16 protein-coding genes and 1 tRNA gene are annotated in these 16,073 nt (G+C 69.9%); 3 read left to right on the forward strand and 14 right to left on the reverse strand.

Going from position 1 to position 16,073, the window contains the following annotated elements; genetic code table 11:
• Nucleotides 1–94 precede the first annotated feature (94 nt).
• Nucleotides 95–1,000, forward strand: coding sequence for an NUDIX domain-containing protein (locus AB2L57_RS07690; protein ID WP_409048453.1), 906 nt, complete (start codon nucleotides 95–97; stop codon nucleotides 998–1,000).
• A 9-nt stretch (nucleotides 1,001–1,009) separates the two neighbouring features.
• Here the strand turns inward: AB2L57_RS07690 and AB2L57_RS07695 are convergent, their stop codons facing one another.
• A complete protein-coding gene (locus AB2L57_RS07695; protein ID WP_292814061.1) occupies nucleotides 1,010–1,393 on the reverse strand; it encodes an RNA-binding S4 domain-containing protein in 384 nt (127 codons plus the stop codon).
• Nucleotides 1,394–1,574: 181 nt separating this feature from the next.
• Here AB2L57_RS07695 and AB2L57_RS07700 point away from each other — a divergent pair, with 181 nt between their 5' ends.
• Together AB2L57_RS07700 and AB2L57_RS07705 are read left to right on the forward strand one after the other, a co-directional pair.
• Nucleotides 1,575–2,357, forward strand: a complete 783-nt coding sequence (locus AB2L57_RS07700; protein ID WP_409048454.1) for a sulfite exporter TauE/SafE family protein — start codon at nucleotides 1,575–1,577, stop codon at nucleotides 2,355–2,357.
• A gap of 191 nt (nucleotides 2,358–2,548) precedes the next feature.
• A tRNA-Pro gene (locus AB2L57_RS07705) sits at nucleotides 2,549–2,622 on the forward strand.
• Between the two features lie 196 nt (nucleotides 2,623–2,818).
• Here the strand turns inward: AB2L57_RS07705 and AB2L57_RS07710 are convergent.
• The 13 genes from AB2L57_RS07710 to AB2L57_RS07770 form a co-directional block, all read right to left on the reverse strand.
• Nucleotides 2,819–4,048, reverse strand: coding sequence for a tyrosine-type recombinase/integrase (locus tag AB2L57_RS07710; RefSeq protein WP_409048455.1), 1,230 nt, complete (start codon nucleotides 4,046–4,048; stop codon nucleotides 2,819–2,821).
• The gene (locus tag AB2L57_RS07715) at nucleotides 4,032–4,247 is read right to left on the reverse strand and encodes a helix-turn-helix transcriptional regulator (RefSeq protein WP_409048456.1); all 216 of its coding nucleotides are present in this window, start codon (nucleotides 4,245–4,247) and stop codon (nucleotides 4,032–4,034) included. Before AB2L57_RS07715 ends, AB2L57_RS07710 begins: the two co-directional genes overlap by 17 nt.
• The gene (locus tag AB2L57_RS07720; RefSeq protein ID WP_409048457.1) at nucleotides 4,244–4,831 is read right to left on the reverse strand and encodes a hypothetical protein; all 588 of its coding nucleotides are present in this window, start codon (nucleotides 4,829–4,831) and stop codon (nucleotides 4,244–4,246) included. Before AB2L57_RS07720 ends, AB2L57_RS07715 begins: the two co-directional genes overlap by 4 nt.
• An 80-nt stretch (nucleotides 4,832–4,911) precedes the next feature.
• Entirely contained in the window at nucleotides 4,912–6,633 is a 1,722-nt protein-coding gene (locus AB2L57_RS07725) for a type IV secretory system conjugative DNA transfer family protein (RefSeq protein ID WP_409048603.1), read from the reverse strand.
• Between the two features lie 53 nt (nucleotides 6,634–6,686).
• Complete coding sequence (locus AB2L57_RS07730) at nucleotides 6,687–7,199, reverse strand: hypothetical protein (RefSeq protein WP_409048458.1); 513 nt, start codon at nucleotides 7,197–7,199, stop codon at nucleotides 6,687–6,689.
• Nucleotides 7,200–8,076: 877 nt separating this feature from the next.
• Nucleotides 8,077–9,588 carry an ATP-binding protein gene (locus AB2L57_RS07735; RefSeq protein WP_409048459.1) on the reverse strand — a complete coding sequence of 504 codons (1,512 nt, stop codon included), beginning with the start codon at nucleotides 9,586–9,588 and terminating at the stop codon, nucleotides 8,077–8,079.
• The gene (locus AB2L57_RS07740) at nucleotides 9,585–10,034 is read right to left on the reverse strand and encodes a hypothetical protein (RefSeq protein ID WP_409048460.1); all 450 of its coding nucleotides are present in this window, start codon (nucleotides 10,032–10,034) and stop codon (nucleotides 9,585–9,587) included. The genes AB2L57_RS07735 and AB2L57_RS07740 overlap by 4 nt, the downstream gene beginning before the upstream one ends.
• Before the next feature lie 43 nt (nucleotides 10,035–10,077).
• Entirely contained in the window at nucleotides 10,078–10,869 is a 792-nt protein-coding gene (locus AB2L57_RS07745; RefSeq protein WP_409048461.1) for a hypothetical protein, read from the reverse strand.
• A 52-nt stretch (nucleotides 10,870–10,921) separates the two neighbouring features.
• The gene (locus AB2L57_RS07750; RefSeq protein ID WP_409048462.1) at nucleotides 10,922–12,391 is read right to left on the reverse strand and encodes an SCO6880 family protein; all 1,470 of its coding nucleotides are present in this window, start codon (nucleotides 12,389–12,391) and stop codon (nucleotides 10,922–10,924) included.
• Nucleotides 12,392–12,397: 6 nt separating this feature from the next.
• Nucleotides 12,398–13,741 (reverse strand): conjugal transfer protein TrbL, encoded by a 1,344-nt coding sequence (locus tag AB2L57_RS07755; RefSeq protein WP_409048463.1) that lies wholly within the window; start codon nucleotides 13,739–13,741, stop codon nucleotides 12,398–12,400.
• A 28-nt stretch (nucleotides 13,742–13,769) separates the two neighbouring features.
• Nucleotides 13,770–14,039 (reverse strand): DUF6112 family protein, encoded by a 270-nt coding sequence (locus AB2L57_RS07760; protein WP_409048464.1) that lies wholly within the window; start codon nucleotides 14,037–14,039, stop codon nucleotides 13,770–13,772.
• A gap of 128 nt (nucleotides 14,040–14,167) precedes the next feature.
• Nucleotides 14,168–14,434: a DUF6112 family protein gene (locus AB2L57_RS07765; RefSeq protein WP_409048465.1), complete on the reverse strand. Its 267-nt coding sequence runs from the start codon at nucleotides 14,432–14,434 to the stop codon at nucleotides 14,168–14,170.
• Nucleotides 14,434–16,062 (reverse strand): M23 family metallopeptidase, encoded by a 1,629-nt coding sequence (locus AB2L57_RS07770; protein WP_409048466.1) that lies wholly within the window; start codon nucleotides 16,060–16,062, stop codon nucleotides 14,434–14,436. The genes AB2L57_RS07765 and AB2L57_RS07770 overlap by 1 nt, the downstream gene beginning before the upstream one ends.
• Between the last annotated feature and the right edge of the window lie 11 nt (nucleotides 16,063–16,073).

Genomic DNA, 16,073 nt, shown 5'->3' on the forward strand with positions numbered 1-16,073 from the left:
GTGGTGTCTCGTGAGGCTCCGGAGGCTACATGCGCACCATGGATCGTGCAGATGGCCGCGCGCCGGGCCCGTCGTGGTGTGCGAGGCTGTGGTGATGACGATCCAGCCGTCCCTCCCGGGTGAGCCGCGGCGTCCGCACGGACCGCGCGACCCCGGCGACGCCTGGGTGATCGCGGATTCGGGAGAGCGGTACTGGGGCCGTTTCGGCGCCGCGGGGCTGTTGGCGGTGGATGCCGAGCGCGGCATCCTGCTTCAGCATCGGGTGTCGTGGAGCCACTTCGGCGGCACGTGGGGTCTTCCCGGCGGCGCGCGCCACGAGGGCGAGTCGGCGTTCGACGGCGCGCTGCGCGAGGCCGGCGAGGAGGCGGGCGTGCCCGCGGACGCCGTCGCGTCGCGGTTCGCGCACGTGCTCGATCTCGGCATCTGGACGTACACGACCCTCGTCGCCGATGCCGTGATCCGCTTCGAGCCGGTCATCAGCGACCCCGAGAGTTATGCGCTGGAGTGGGTGGCCCTCGACGAGGTCGACGAGCGTCCTCTCCATCCGGGTTTCGCCGCCGCGTGGCCCGAGCTGCGGGCCGCGCTCGCGCACCGACCCGCCCTGCTGGTCGATGCGGCGAACGTCGTGGGGTCGGTGCCCGATGGCTGGTGGCGCGATCGCGCGGGCGCCGCGGGCCGGCTGCGCGATCGCCTCGAGATGCTCGCGACGACGGGCGTGCGCGGCGCGGACCTCGAGCTGCCGCACGAGAGGTGGTTCCCCGGGGTGACGCTCGTCGTCGAGGGGCGCGCGCGTGACCTGGCCGACACCGACGGCCTCGTGCGCACGGTGCGCGCGCCCGGCGAGGGTGATGACTCGATCGCCGGCGAGGCGGCGCTGCTGGTCGACTCGGGATTCGACGTGACAGTCGTCACGAGCGACCGCGGTCTTGCCGATCGGGCACGGGATGCCGGGGCGTCGGTGCGCGGCGCGGGCTGGCTGCTCGGCCTGCTCGATTCCTGACGCGACCCGCTAGTCCTGCTCGCGGCCGCGCAGCTTCTCGATGTCACGCCGCTCGCGCTTGGTCGGGCGTCCCGCGCCGCGATCGCGCATCGGCACGCTCGGGATCATCTCGCGCGGGGGCGGCGGGGGAGTGCGATCCTCGTAGGCCGTGGCGGCGACCGCTGCGCTCACCCGCTTGGTGATCGGGGCGCGGACGACCAGGATGCGGTCGAACCCGTGGATGCGCACGCGCAGTTCGTCGCCCGGGCGCACAGCCTGCGCGGCCTTCGCCTTTTCGCCGCCCACGCGCACGTGCCCGGCCCGACACGCGGATGTCGCCGCCGACCGCGTCTTGTAGATGCGGATCGCCCACAGCCAGCTGTCCACGCGCACCGACGCCGCAGCATCCGTCATCTGAGTGCCTCGACGCGGGCGGCCGCCGCGGGCCCGACGACATCACCGCGTGGGCCGGTGTGCGAGCGGGAGATCGGGATCGTGGGCATGCACCGAGAGTAGGACGACATGCCGCGATCCGTCGATCCGGCCGCCCATGGCGCGCGCGATAGCGTGGTGATGTGAGGATCGAACGCGTGCCGTGCCGGAGCTGACCGGGCTCGCGTGGGTGATGCTCGTCGCCGGTGCACTGATCATCGGACTGTCGAAGGCGGCTCTGCCCGGCGCGACGACCATCGCCGTCGCACTCTTCGCGGCCGTTCTGCCGGCCAAACAGTCGACCGGGACGATTCTCGTGCTGTTGATCGTCGGCGATCTCTTCGCGCTGTGGGCCTATCGGCGCCACGCCGACATCCCCGCTCTTCTGAAATTGGCGCCGGCGGTCGTGGCGGGGCTGCTTCTGGGCGCGCTGTTTCTCGCGCTCGCGTCGGATGCGGGCGTACGCAAGACGATCGCCGTGATTCTGCTCGTGCTCGTCGCGATCACGCTCTGGCGGCGGTTCGTTGCCGCGCGGGCCGTGGCGGGAGCGGATGCCGTGGTCCCTGCGGTTGCTCCGACGGCGGGTGCACCGCGACGCGTGACCGCGGCCGTCTACGGTGCGCTCGGCGGCTTCACGACGATGGTCGCGAATGCGGGCGGGCCGGTCATGTCGATGTACTTCCTCGCGGCGCGGTTTCCGGTCAAGGCCTTCCTGGGCACCGCGGCATGGTTCTTCGCGACGGTGAACATCATCAAGCTCCCCTTCTCGATCGGTCTGGGGCTGCTCACGCTGCCCGGCCTCCTCATCGACCTCGTACTCATCCCGGGCGTGATCATCGGCGCGTTCGCGGGGCGCTGGATCGCCGGGCGCATCAGCCAGCGCGTGTTCGAGTGGATCGTCATCGCGCTGACGATCGTCGGCGCGCTCTACCTGCTCGTCCTCTGAGTGGCGACGAGGGGTCTTCGGCGCGTGCGCCCGCCGTGGTTCGCGGGTGGGGGCGGGAGCGGGTAACATGGGGGAGTTGTCTTCGCGCAAGCGAAGGCTTCGGGATGTGGCGCAGCTTGGTAGCGCACTTGACTGGGGGTTAAGGGGTTTACCCCGCTCTGGTCGGCCCGAACAACTGAAAATCCATGCCACGGGCTGTGGCGCAGCTTGGTAGCGCACCTGACTGGGGGTCAGGGGGTCGCAGGTTCAAATCCTGTCAGCCCGACGTAAAAGCCCAGGTGAGAGCAGGTTTTCTCGCCTGGGCTTCGTCATATCCGAGGGTCGTTTTTCGTGGTCCCCCTCTGGTCCCCTGGCGTGGTGCCGGACGGTCGCCTGTGGAGAGTCGGACCGCCTCGGCTCGCTTCCCTGTGGATAAGGGGACCAAAAGGGGACCAGAACGCCTGCGCGGCTACTCGGGCGCATCACAGGCTCCTGGCCGAGGGTCCGCTGCGCCGGGCGTGCTTGCGCTGTCCGGCTGCGGAGAGGAAGGCGTTGGCCTGCTCGGCGGCCGACGCGAGGTGGCGGTCGTCGGGGTGCAGGTAGCCGCGAGTGGTCTCCATCGAGGCGTGCCCGAGGATGTCTTGGAGGACGTGCAGCGGGATGCCGGCGTCGGCCATCCAGGTCGCTCCGGTGTGGCGCAGGCCGTGCCGGGTGAGGTCCGGCAGCCCAACCTTCGCGACGATGCCGTCCCAGTTGGTGGCGTCGCGGACGGTCGCGGTGGTGAGGTAGCCGCCCTTCGGGCCGACCAGCAACGAGTCCTCGGCCTGCTTGCCATCGGTAAGGCGTTCCAGCACGGGGCGGAGCGGTTCGAAGATCGGCACGCGGCGTTCTTTGCGGCTCTTGGTCGGCTTAGTGACCAGACCGCCTTTGCCGGGGAACACTTGCCGGCGGATCACGACGAGGTTCTTGCCGAAGTCCACGTCCCCGACCTGCAACCCGGACACCTCCGAGGACCGTGCGGCGAGCAGCGCGGCGAGCATCACGAAGTCGCTGTAGGACTGATGCACCTTCCCGCACGCCCTGGCGAGCCGGTTGAGGGTCTTCATGTCCGGGATCGCGTGCGCCCGCGGGGAAGCGTGTTCGGCAGACTGCCCGCGGAAGGTGTTGCGGTTCAGGCTCCGCTTTGCGCGGTTCTTCGCGGGATTAGTCTGGATCAGCCCGTCCCGCACGGCTTCATCGAGCACCCGCACGAGCGGGGCGATGGTGTTCTTGATGGTCGAGGCGCCGTGGCGCTGTTCCCACTCATCGATGGTCCGGTCGATGATGCCCGCCGTGATCTGGGTGACCGGCAGGTGCCCGAGCGCGGGCAGCACACGGAGCTTCAGCCCGTACCCGTAGGTCTCGCCGGTGGAGGTCGGGTCCAGGCCCCGCGCCCATCGGTCGCCGATGGAGGTGACGAACTCCAGCAGCGTCATGGACACGTCCATGCCCTTGGTCGAGGAGTTGCGGAGCTGGTCGAAGAACGCGTGCGCGGCCGCTTCGTCCCGCACGATCTCCGATCGGATCACCCGGCGCTTGGTGGTCGGGTCCGTCCACCGGGCGCGGGCGCGGATGCCGTAGGAGCGACGCTCCATGTCGGTGGAGACCTTCACACCGATCGGCGGGACCGGCTTGGGGTCGGCGGTCGGCTGCGGCTCAGCTCTCCGGGGCATGATCGTGTTCCAGTGCGCCCAGCCAGCGGTCCACGGCATCGAGCCGATACCGGGCGATCCCGCCGAGGCGCAGGAACGGCGGCCCGGTCCCGGCCGAACGCCATCGCGACAGGGTGGACTCCGACACTTTCAAGTACGCGGCGACCTCACGACTGTCCAGCAGCGGCGAGACGACCAGTGCTTCGGTCTTGTCGCTCACGACACTTCTCCGGCGTCTGGGTCGAGGTCGCGGTAGAAGGCGTCCTCGGCCTCTCCGCGGGCCTGGACGTCGGCCATGACGAACTCCACGAACTCGGCGTCGCGGTCGGTGATCGGGATGTCCTCGATCGGGTCGCCGGGCTCCTCGCCGGGCCAGACGGTCTGCCTGGTGGGGCGGTCGTGGTCGAGCCGGGTGCCGCAGGCGGCGACCCATTCACGGAGCCGCTGCCGGGCATCGGCGAAGTCACGGTGCCAGCCGAGCGGCGCGGAGCCGTTCTGGTCGGGGTCGTAGGCGCAGAGCCAGTGCAGGTGCAGCGCGCTCAGCTCCCACAGCAGCTCGGGGTGCATGTGCCAGGCGGGCGGGATGACAGAGGCGGGGAGCCCGTAGGTATGGCGCAGCCAGTCCACCCAGCGGTTGAGCTCCAACCACTCGGTCTCGGCGTCCTCGGCACTCAGCAAGTTCCAGTTGATCGGGTGCGGTGGCTCGGGGATCAGCGGCTCGTCGTAGCCGTCGTCGTCTATCTCGTCCACATCCGAGTCGGGAACGTCGTTCGTCGTGGCGTCGCCATGAGGTTCGTCGGACATGCTGGGCTCCTGTCTGCTCTCCGGCACCCGTGGTGCGCGGGCTGTTGTGGCGGGCAGGTGCTCCTTGCCGCGACCGGCGTTCAGGTGTCGGAGCGGCGCAGCAGGGCTTCGATGTCGGCGCGGTCGGCGGTGAGCTGGGCGGCGTCGGGGCGCTTCGGCCAGGGGTGCAGGTCTGTGACGATCGGTGGTGCGGAGCGCAGCAGCACGATCCCGGTCCCGAACGGGAGCCGTCGGATGCGGTCCGGCGGGAAGATCGGCACCCGGCGCACGGAGCGCTGGCTGGAGCGGGTGCCGTGGTCGCCCAGCGTCACGGAGTCGGTGTATTCGTCGCGTTCGCCGACCAAGGCGCTCAGGTCTTGTAGGTCGCGGCTGTTGGAAGCCCCACCGAGGATCACCTTGACGATCGAGGCATCCCAGATCGCGTTCGCCTGGTGCTCGTTCCACTTATCCCGCGCCTGCGCGAGCGATTGCAGCACCGGCATCGTCGTGATCCCCGACCCGCCGCCTTCGGCCATCAGCGTCGGCAATGACGGCAACGGCGAGAGGTTGGCTATCTCGTCCAGCGCCAGCAGCATCGGCGGATCGAGCCGGGCACCGGCCGATCGTGCGGCCAGGCGGCGGGCGGTCTCGATGAGGTCTTCCACGAGCGCGGCGACCAGCGCGGCGCTGGCTCCTGCACCGGAGCCGGTTGCCAGCAGGAACAACGTGCCGCGGTCGCGGATGAACGCTTCGGGGTCGAAGCCCTCGCCGGGGCCGGGTGATACGGCGTCGAGCACGCGCGGGTCGGCCAGCGAACCGAGAGCCAGGGAGACGCCCTGCCAGATCGAGTCGCGGGTGCGGGGGTCGGAGTCGATTATCGCTTCCAGCGACTCGGCCCATCCGGTCGCGGCCTGGGTGGAGCCGGTCAGGATCGCCACCGCGTCAGCGGCCGCGGTCGGATCGAGAGTCCACCGGAACAGCTCGGCGGGCGGACGGTTGTCGATCGCCGCCGCGTGCAGCAGCGCTTGCAGCGCCGCCCGCGTCTTGCCCTCCCAGAAGCCTCCGCCATCGACGCCGCCCGCGGACAGGCCAGTGCCGGCGGCGAGCCCGGTGGCGCGGATCATCGCCGTCTGCGGTGACTCACAGCCCCGGATCGGCGACCAGCGCAGACCGGCGGGCAGCCCCTCGGCCAAGTGCTGGGGGTCGAAGATCGCGACGGGGCCGATCCTGCGGCGGGCGCGCATGGTCGCGGTGAGGTTGTCCGGCCTGGTCGACGTGACGACGACGGCACCGGGGGCATCCAGGATCGCCGGGATCACCAGATGCAGACCCTTCCCGGAGCGGGGCGGCCCTATGACCATGATCGAGTCCTCGACCGACGCCCACACGCCGGTGCCCTTCGAGGTGCCGAGCCGGTAGCCCACGTCCCGCGGCCGAGGGTCGCTCAGGTCGGGGCGCAGGTTCGCGGCGCTGCGCAGCAGCGCCTTGTCGGACGCCGCGGCGGCGACCTCGTGCCGGGTGGCGATCCCGGCCATGCGGCGCGGGTCCTGCTCGATCCGGTGGGTGTGGCGGCGCAACCGCAGCCACACCCATAGGCCGCCGGTGACGAGGCCGGCGAGCAGCAGCCCGGCGACGAGCCAGTAGACGACGGGGTTGAGGCCGTCCGCGTCGAGCGCCGAGCCGGGGTCGCCGGGGCGGAACAGCACTCCGACCCCGGAGGCGGGATCGCCGGCCGGCTGCGGTGTGCCAGTCAGGAACGCGGCCATCGATCCAGCGGCGCGCAGGATCAGCGCGACGCCGAACAGGACGACCAGCCCGATCATGGCGGCGTTGGTCAGCTCGTCCCCGAACGAGCCGGTCTGCCGGCCCTGACCGTTCACGGCAGCCGCCGGATAATCGTGGTGCCGGAGACGCCGCCGAACAACAGCACCTCCACGACCCCGCCCGCAGCATCGGAGCTGACCTGCGTCGGGTCGATGAGGGCGCGAGCGGCGCCGGTCCCGGAGGCGTCAGTGTGGCCGGTGACCACCGCGACTGCCACGTCCTCACCGGGAACGAACCCGTCGCCCTCGACGGTGAGGAACACGGGTCGTGGCGTCGACTTCTCGACCTCGGGCTTCGGCTGGGGCGCTCGGCGACGGCGGGGCGCGATGATGTCGGTGAAGCTCGTGCCGTCGCTCTCGCGGACCTCGACCCGCGCCGGCATCGTCCGGTCGTTGGTGGCGCGGTCAATGATCTGCCCGAACGAGGATCGCCGCCACAGCGGCGCGAACGGCGCCGGGGCCAGTGGCTTCCCGTCGACGGTGACGGTCACCGTGCCGTCCTCGTGCACGTCGAGCACGACGAGAGGGATGGATACCGGGACGGATTCGGGCTCGGGTTTCCTCATGGCCGCGAGGTGAGCCAGGACCGCACTCCGTCGGACGACCAACGACGAACTCGGCCTCCACCGCTAGCCTTTCAGGAGGAGGCGAGATGACCGAACAGGAGGGGTTTCGGCCGAGTGGCCGGCAGGCCAGAACCGACAGGTGCGCCCTCTGCGGGAGCCGAGCGAAGCTCACCCAAGCTCACGTACCGCCGAAGGCAGCCTTCAACCGGGGAAGCTTCGCTTGGGGAGGCACAACGGCAGATAACCACCTCGCCTACGGTCGACCGAGACTCGGGGGCGCGAGCCGGTACGCGCACTGTGAGGCTTGCCGTGCAAGCACGTCACCCTGGGATGACGAGTACATCCGGTGGGCGCACTGTTACGCCGGCCACTTGCTCCGCTCGCAATGGAAGGGCCAGCGTACCCAAATCGCGGGCGAGCTTACCGACGTGCGTCCCGGCAGATTCATCCGCGCAGCGATCGCGGGTATGACGGCCCTGACTCCAAAACTCATCGACTCGCACCCTGATCTTGTTCGTATTGTGCGCGAAGGCATCCCAGCCCAACCGCCTGAAGACATAAGGTTCCTGGCAGCCATCGCGCCGAACAGAAGCCCGGCTCATGTAGAGGGCAGCCACGAGGCGCTAGTTGTCCGCATGTCACGAGACAGCGGCAGCGGCGAGTGGGCGACCGCGACTACACCCGCGGTATCAGCGGTGATCCACTTCGCTCCTTTCAGCCTGCTGCTTGCCGATAGACAACTCGTTGACTCCTTTCCTCACGTCGACTGCTCCGAGTGATTGCAGCTCGGAGTGGACGACATCGCCAATGTGCGGATTGGCCTCCCGATAGTCGACCTTCCAAGGACACCGACTGCGCCGGTGCCCATTGCGATGCTTCAGTTCATGGAAGTCCGCGCATGATCCTGGGTGTTTCCGGTCATACGGGCGGTGGTGTCGAAGGCGGCCAGCTCGGCGGGGTGGAGCTGGTGCTGCACGACGAAGCTGCGGTCCTTGATGCGCCAGAGGCCCTGCCCGGTGCCGAGCCCTGGCAGGAGGCGCTGTTCGGTGCCGGTAAGTCCGAGCGCCGCGGCTGTGGGACCGAGCTGGTCGGTCTCCTGCCGATAGACGATCCTGGTCTCTGCGTTCGCCAGCAGCGAGTTCGCCAGCGCTCGGTTCGCTGAGCCCATGTCGCCGACGTTCTCCAAGTCGGTGAGCTTGTGGAACACCAAGAGATTCGCCAGCCCGTAGTGTCGGGCGAGCCGCCAGTGGGCGTCCATCCGTCGCAGCAGCGCCGGGTGCGACATGAGCCGCCACGCCTCGTCGTAGATCACCCATCTGCGTCCGCCGTTCGGGTCGAGCAGCGCGGCTTCCATCCATGCCGATGAGCAGGTCATCAGAACGCTGATGAGCGTGGAGTTCTCGGTGACCCGGGACAGGTCGAGGCTGACCATCGGAAGCGACGGATCGAACCTGACGGTGCTCGGCCCGTCGAACAGGCCGGCCAGGTCGCCGGCCACCAGGCGGCGCAGGGCGTGGCCGACGAGCCGGCCGTCTTCGGTGAGTCGCCCGTCCGGGTCGTCGGTCGGGTCGGGGCGCAGCAGCCGGTCGACCACCATCGGCAGGATCGGCACCTCCGCGTCGCGCACCGTCCCGGCAAGGGCGGTGTCGATGGCGGTGTGTTCGAGGGGTGCGAGCGGTCGATCCAGCACGGTCTCGGTGAGCGCGCCGAGCAGGTCACGGCGCCTGGCGGCGAGGGTCGTGGCCCACTCTTGATCGGAGAGACCGCCGGGCCGGTAGCCCTCGTCCAAGGGGTTGAGGCGGTTGCCCATCCCGTGCCCGAGGATGATGGCCTTCCCGCCTACGGCCTCGGCGACGCCGCTGTGCTCTCCTTTGGGGTCACCGGGGACGTAGACGCGGTAGCCGAAGGGCAGGCTGCGGGTGTAGAGGCTCTTGGCGAGCGACGATTTCCCGGAGCCGACGATGCCCGCCAGGATCAGGTTCGGGGCGGTGATGACGCCCCGCCGGTACAACTCCCAGGGGTCGTAGACGAACGACGAACCCGAGTAGAGGTCCTGGCCGATGAACATGCCGGACGACCCCAGCCCGGCCTCGGCGAGAAACGGGTACTGACCGGCGAGCACCGCGCTGGTGTCCTGATGCCGGGGCAGCCGGAACCGCCCCGGTGAGCGGAGCATCGCCGGTCCGGGCTCACCCGCGGGCGGCAGGTAGACGGTGGCGCGACGCTCGGCACGCTCGGCCTCGGCCTTCGCCCTGGCCGCTTCCTTCTCCGCCTGGCGCTGCTGGGCGACCAGTCGCGCAGCCGCTTCCTTGCGTGCCTTGCGCAGCCGCCGCCGCTCGGACGCCGGGGCGACGAGGACGGCGGTGTGCAGCTTCTCGTCCCGGCTCACAGCGACATCCCCCGCGTCGTGTGCGCCGCGCTACCGTGGGGACGCTCGAACCACGACGGGTCGGGGGCCGACCGGCGCAGCGGCTCCGGCGGGTCGGGCTCGACGATCAGGGCCAGCGCGTCCGCGTTCTGGCGCGAGGCCTCGGCCACCCAGCCGGGGAACAACCCCTCGTGCTCGGGCCTGCGACCGGGGTTGTCGATGGCGTACTGGCGGGCGTCACCGGCCGCGGTCAGGTACGCGGCGAGGTCTCGCATCGCCCGGTCCGGGGAGACCGGGGCACCGGCTCCGGTGAACAGGTCCCGGCCGTCGAGCACCTGCCCGGTCGCGGAGTCCTCGATGCGGTAGGCGTACCTCCGGTGCTCGCCCAACGGTGTATCGGGCCAGACCGTGAGCACGAGTGCGCCGGCGTGCGTGGTCGTGGGATGAACGGGCTCTCTGGTGTTCATGCCCGCCAGGTGCTCGCCCGCCCGTCCAGGAGTGCGGCGCGATCTACATCGACAGACCGCGGGCCTGCTTCACGGCGGCGACGCCGGGATGCTCGAACCAGCCGCCCTCCCGGACGGCGCTATGCCGCCCGGTCGTCTCGCGGGTGAGAGTTGGACGCCGGGCGGGGACGTGTGCTTCGGCGGGCGGGTCGATGGCGTCTTCGGCGCGGATCAGGTGCCGCCGGTAGAGGGCGACGTGCCCGGCCTGCGGGTTGTAGGTCATCGCGTAGTCGCCGGTCTCGGCCTGCCGGTCGCCCGCGTAGACGGGCGCGGAGTCGTGGACATCGCCGTTGACCATCGCCGCGTCGGTGGTCTCGGCGCCGTAGTCCCACTGAGACAGATGGTCGATCCCTGCCTCGACGCCGTGGGCGTCGATGAAGTCGAGCACACGGTCGGCTTCCTCGCCTTGGAGGAACACGATGCCGACCCATCGCTCCATGAGGCGATCCTGCGGGTTCCAGACGATCCGGCCCGAGTGCGTGAATGCCGCGTTGAGGCGATCGTCGGCCTGGTCGATGAGCGTGCCGGCGTGGTGCAGCTCGTCGGCCGCCGCCAACGCGGCCGCCGCACCGGCCGTCTGGTCGTGGGCGTCGTCGGTGACGTGATGCTGGCGGCTCAGATGAGCATTGGCGAGCTGGTCGAGCACCTGCCGCATCGCGCGCATCCCGCCCAACAGATCGCCGATCACCGCGTAGGTGTCGGATGGGTCCTCGAAGGTGCGGCTGGCGTGCGCGAGCCCGCGCAACGCCTCGTACGCCTCGTTGGCGTCGCGGGTGGGATCGGTGAACGTAGGCATCGCGGGCCTCCCTCTGGGGCTGTTTCGGATGCCTGCCAGGTGCGCCGGGTGGTCACACGATCCGGCACAGCGGCAGCGCCGCCGCGGTGAACGACGCCGCCTGCTGGCCGACGAGCTTTCGGGTCTCGCAGGAGGCTTGGATGGCGGACTGTTCGATCGCTGCGGTCGCGGCTTCCAGCTCGTCGAGCGTGGACGCGGAGACGCTGATGAGGCCAGACACGCGCAGCACGCCGTGTCCGGCGGTCAGGTCGGCTTCCTGTTGCAGAACGTCCTGATACTCGGCGGTCTGGCTAGCGTCCTCGATCTGCCCCATCCGTGCCCGCTGGGCAGCATCTGAGATGTGTTCGACCTTCTTCTTGCGGATGTCGCGGGCGGCCTGGTCGGAGCGCATGGGCGTGTAGATCAGCGACACCGACCGCTGGATGCCGGTGGACAGCAGTACCGGGGCGAGGAAGCCGGGATAGACCATCGACCGCGGCCACTCGCTGACCCACAAGACGGTGTGCCAGGCCGAGTCGGTGCGCAGGTTGCCCCAGGTCTCGGTGACCGCGACGGGACCGGCCGCGGCGAGTTCCTGCCCGAGCCGTCCGTGCCGTTCCAGCGTCGCGGCCACGGCCGGGTCGTAGGCCGAGCGCAGGATCACGGCGACCTGGCCGGGGCCGAGCCACCCGGTAGGCGTCAGGTCCGCCGACCGCAGCGCCGCAGTGAGTGTTGCCATCTCCTGCCGGAGCACCGTGGCGGCGCCACGGATGCCGCCGCCTGCGGTCCTGATCTGCCGGGCGGCAGTCTTCATGTCCAGGCTCAGGCTGATTGTCGTGGCGTGCCGCTCGCCGGCGGGACCGGCGCGTTCGATCAGTTCGGCGTAGGTCTGTGAGGCCCAAGTGTCGTCGGCGGTGCCGTGCTCGGCCCACCACTCGGCCAGGCCACTGCCGGAGTCGGGCAGGGTGCGTTCGAGCACTTGCAGCGTGGCGATTCGCCCGGACCGGCACACCGTGGCGAGCACGCGCCCCCACGAGGTGACCCGCCGTTCTTGCTCGCCGGGGTCCAGCAGCACGAACGCGGGATGCGTGACCTCGCAGACGACCGTGAGGGTGGCCTGGCGGGGGTCGTGGATCATGCACGCCCCGGTCTCGGGGTCCAGGTGCTCGCGGAGCCGTGCCATGTCGCCGGGCAGCGCCAGGTTCCCGGCCGGGCGGGGCTTGACGATGCGCCGCCGGTAGAGCAGTTGCCCGCCGGTGGAGCGCCACAGCCACCAGCAGGCGACCGGGAGCCATTCGACCATCGGCCTCCCGGCGACCGGCACCCAGGTCAGCACCACGGCGAGCACCCACACCGGCGCGGTGTAGACCAGCAGCATCCCGGCCCCGCCGTAGAACGCCGCCAGCACCGTCAGCCCGCCGATACCGAGGGTGACGAGCTGCGCGACCGACAGCCCCAGCAGCACACCTCGGCGAGTGAGGCGGCTGAACTTCACCGGCGTCAGCTCGCTACCGGGCACCTTCTGCTCCGTTGTCGTAGGCACGGCCGGTCACTCCTTCTTCCACGGCGACGCCGTGGGATTGGACGAAGGCGTAGGAGTCCGCGGCTGCGGAGTCGAAGGCGGCGGCGTCTTCGACGGCACGGTGCCGGGCTCGTCAGCGGCGCCTGCGGCGGTCTCGGCCTGACCGGCGACGGCTTTGCCTGCCTTCGGTCCGGCCTCGGCCGCGCCTTTGACGACTTGCGCCCCGACGATCACCGCAGCGGCGGGACCTGCCGCAGCACCGGCCCCCGCGCCAGCACCGGCACCGCCGCCGGCTCCTGCTCCTGCTCCAGCGCCTCCGCCACCTCCGGCAGCCGGTGCGGGTGTCTTGGGCGGCGGTGTTCCGCCCGATCCGCCGCCGGACCCGCCACCGCCCATGGGATCATCGAGCACCTTCTTGGGCTCGCCGCCGCCCTGGGGCTTGGACGGGATCGGGAGCGGGCGGTTGAGCGCGTTCTTGGCTTCCTGCTCGGTGCCCATCTGCTGGTAGAGGTCGAAGCCGAGGAAGGACACGAAGCGGTAGACCATGTAGGGCGCGAACGCCGCGATGCCCATCAGGACGATGCCGGTGATCGGCTCTGTCACAGCTGAGATGTCCAGCTCGACCGGGGTCGCTATCTGCGTGATCGCCAGCAGGAAGATGACGACGAGTACGAGCTTGCTGACGATGAGGGCGATCACGAACGCCGCCCATTTCCCGATCCACCCTTTGGTGGCATCCCAGGACGCTCCGGCGAACGCGATCGGCGCCAGGACGACGCCGACCAGCAGCAGCGCCTTGCGGATCAACAGGCTGAACCAGACGATCGCGACGGCGGCGATCATCAGCCCGGCGAGGAAGATCGTCACGATGGCGCCGACGCCGGGCGCGGCGATGTTGATACCGCTCAGCCCGGCGGCGAGCAGGATGATCTTGTCGCCCATCGTCCCGGTGGTCTCGCCGGACGCCTGGATGATGCCGATGCAGAGCTGGTCCACGATTTCCAGCGCGAGCGCGGTCAGCGTGACGACCACGAACGCGCCCAGCACCGATTTCGCCGCGCCGAGCGCGGCACGAGACAGCGCGGTCGGGTCACGTCTGACCAGCCCGGTGATGAGTTGGAGGCAGAAGAAGATCAGGACGAGGAAGACCCCGATGCCGAAGATCAGGTTGTAGACGCTGGTGAACCCGTCCGTCTGGACATCGACCAGCGTGGTCGTGTCGAACACCGACCACATCGCCTCGATCAGCCATCCGGCCGCGCCGCCCATCGCCTGCGCGAGCCAGTCGAACGGGGCGGCCACGACCGTCGCGGCGGCCTCGCCGGCCACGTCGCAGACGGTCGAAATCACGGGAACGTCGCAAACACCCATCACGAATCTCCTGCTGTGATCGGCGGCCCTATACGGCCTGGCCGACGTTCCAGAAGAAGTTCACGAGCGTCACCGCCGCACCGCAGATCACCGCGGCACGGCAGGAGATGAGGACGCCCAGCTTCCCCCTGCCGGACAAGTGCGGGTTCGAGCTGTTGGCGCCGTAAGCCCAGACAATCGCGCTCACGATCAAGGCCAAGACGGAGAGGATGAGGCCGACCGTCATCACGGCGCCGACGATGGTGCGGAGCTGTTCGATGCCGGGCAGGCCGTTGCTGTTGGGGTCAATGTCGATCACGGCGGTTACTCCCTCGCTGAGCGGATGGCTTGTGGCGGCGAGGTGAACCAGGAAGCGACTGGCGAGAACAGGCGAAAGAAGGGCCCGCTCCCCAAGTGGAGAGCGGGCCTATAGACGAGCCGGAAGGGTCAGAGCTGGTTGCCGAGAGCGATGAGCCAGTTCACCCACGCGACGCCGGCGCCCGCGAGCGCCGCGGCACCGACGCCGACGAGCACCCCGACCCGACCCTTGGAGGCCAGGGAGTGGTTGCCGTGCGAGGCGCCCAGCGCCCAGCAGATCCCCGAGACGATGACCATGAGCACCGCGACGATGAGCACGATCGTCAGTAGGGCTCCGATGACCTGTTTCAGGTCACCGATCCCGCCGAGACCGTCGAAGTCGGGGAACACACCCATCAGGCACCGCCGGCTTGGACGGTGATGTGCAGGTGGTCTATGTGCTTGGTGGTGATATCAGTACCGCGGGTGTAGTCGCGCCAGCCCTCGGCATCGCGGGCGAGGGACCATATCTGGTCTTGCCAGATCAGATACTCCACGCCCAAGACCTCGGCGTGGTCTTTCAGCCAGTTCGTCACCCGCCACCCGTCCTCGAGCTGCGCGGGCGTCGGGTGGTGCCCGATCGCGTTCCCGAACGTCACATCACATGCCCTGCCCAGCGGATGTTCCGACACAGTGCCCGGCCGGGGCGAGTAGCACGCCCACGAGGTGTCGGGGAACGCCGCACGGGCCTGCACCATGACGTGCGCCATCCGCGCGGTGATCTGCCCGTCGCTCGTGGGGTCATCGACCATCTGGTCGGGGTCGCCGTCCAGCGGCGCGGGCGCACCTGCCGTGCCGCCGGAGCTGCACTCGTTCGGGCTGCCGGCCGTGGCTTCGGGCAGGTCGGCCGCGTTGTGGTCGTTGAGCCACTTCGCGGCATCGACGGCCTCGCCGCTGGTGCCGTCGGGCCGGACCTCGAAGTGCAGATGCGGCCCCGTCGAGTTGCCCGAGCTGCCGACATCGCCGATGTGCTGCCCGGCGACCACCCGGTCACCGGGCGAGACGTGAATGCCGTGCTCCCACATATGGGCGTAGGCCGTCGCCACCGTGGCACCGTCGATATGATGCTCGATCACGATCAGCCCGCCGTAGCCGCCACTGAACTCCGCGACCGTCACGGTGCCGTCCGCCGCGGCGAGGATCGGGGTGCCATCCGGTGCGGCGAAGTCGGTGCCGGTGTGGAACGACGGCTCCCTGGTGATCGGGTGGATGCGCGGCCCGAACGGCGAGGTCATCACCCAGGTGCCCTCGGGCAGCGGGAACACCACCCGCGACGGCTCGGCCACCGGCCCCGCGGCGAGCACGACGCTCGCCGGCCCGGCCTCGCCGGTGCCGCCGGATGCGCCGGTGAGGGCGTCAAGGATGGCTTCTGCGACCGGCTCGTAGTTGCGGTAGCGATCCGGGAAGGCCGACACCTCGACGGCTTGTGCGGCCTCGCCGGGGTCCATCTGCTGCCAGCCCGGAATGTCCAGCAGACCCCGCGGCGAGGGGTAGTTCGGGCCGGTCGGCCCGCCGAAGAACGCCCTCGCTTGGTACTGCGGGTCCATCAGCTCCGCGACGGTTCCCCAACCCGATTGCGGCCTCATCTGGAACAGGCCCAGGCTGTCGTGATCCGACCCGTTGCCGTCGTTCGGGTAGTCGCCGCTCTCGGGATAAGTACCGGTGTTCGCCAGCATCCGCAGGGTGCTCTCGGTGAGCGCGGCCATCAGCGCGATCGTGACTCCGGGGCGGCCGACACCCTCGATCCCGCCTCCGATCGTGATGATCGTGGCCGCGTGCGTGAGCTGGGTCTTGTTCAGCGTGAACGTGGTGCCGTCCGCGGTGGTGACCGTCAGCGAGTCAGGGACATTCTCGACCGTGACGCTACCGGCGGGGACCGCGCAGTTCGCGGCGGCAGGGTTCATCAGCACGCCGATCGCCAGCAGGACGCAGGCGGGGCCGAACAGCACGAAGACGAGCCCGAGGATGAGCAGCTTCTTGACCACGACAACCCCTC

The sequence above is a fragment of the Microbacterium sp. HA-8 genome, assembly GCF_046111165.1.
Classification (GTDB): domain Bacteria; phylum Actinomycetota; class Actinomycetes; order Actinomycetales; family Microbacteriaceae; genus Microbacterium.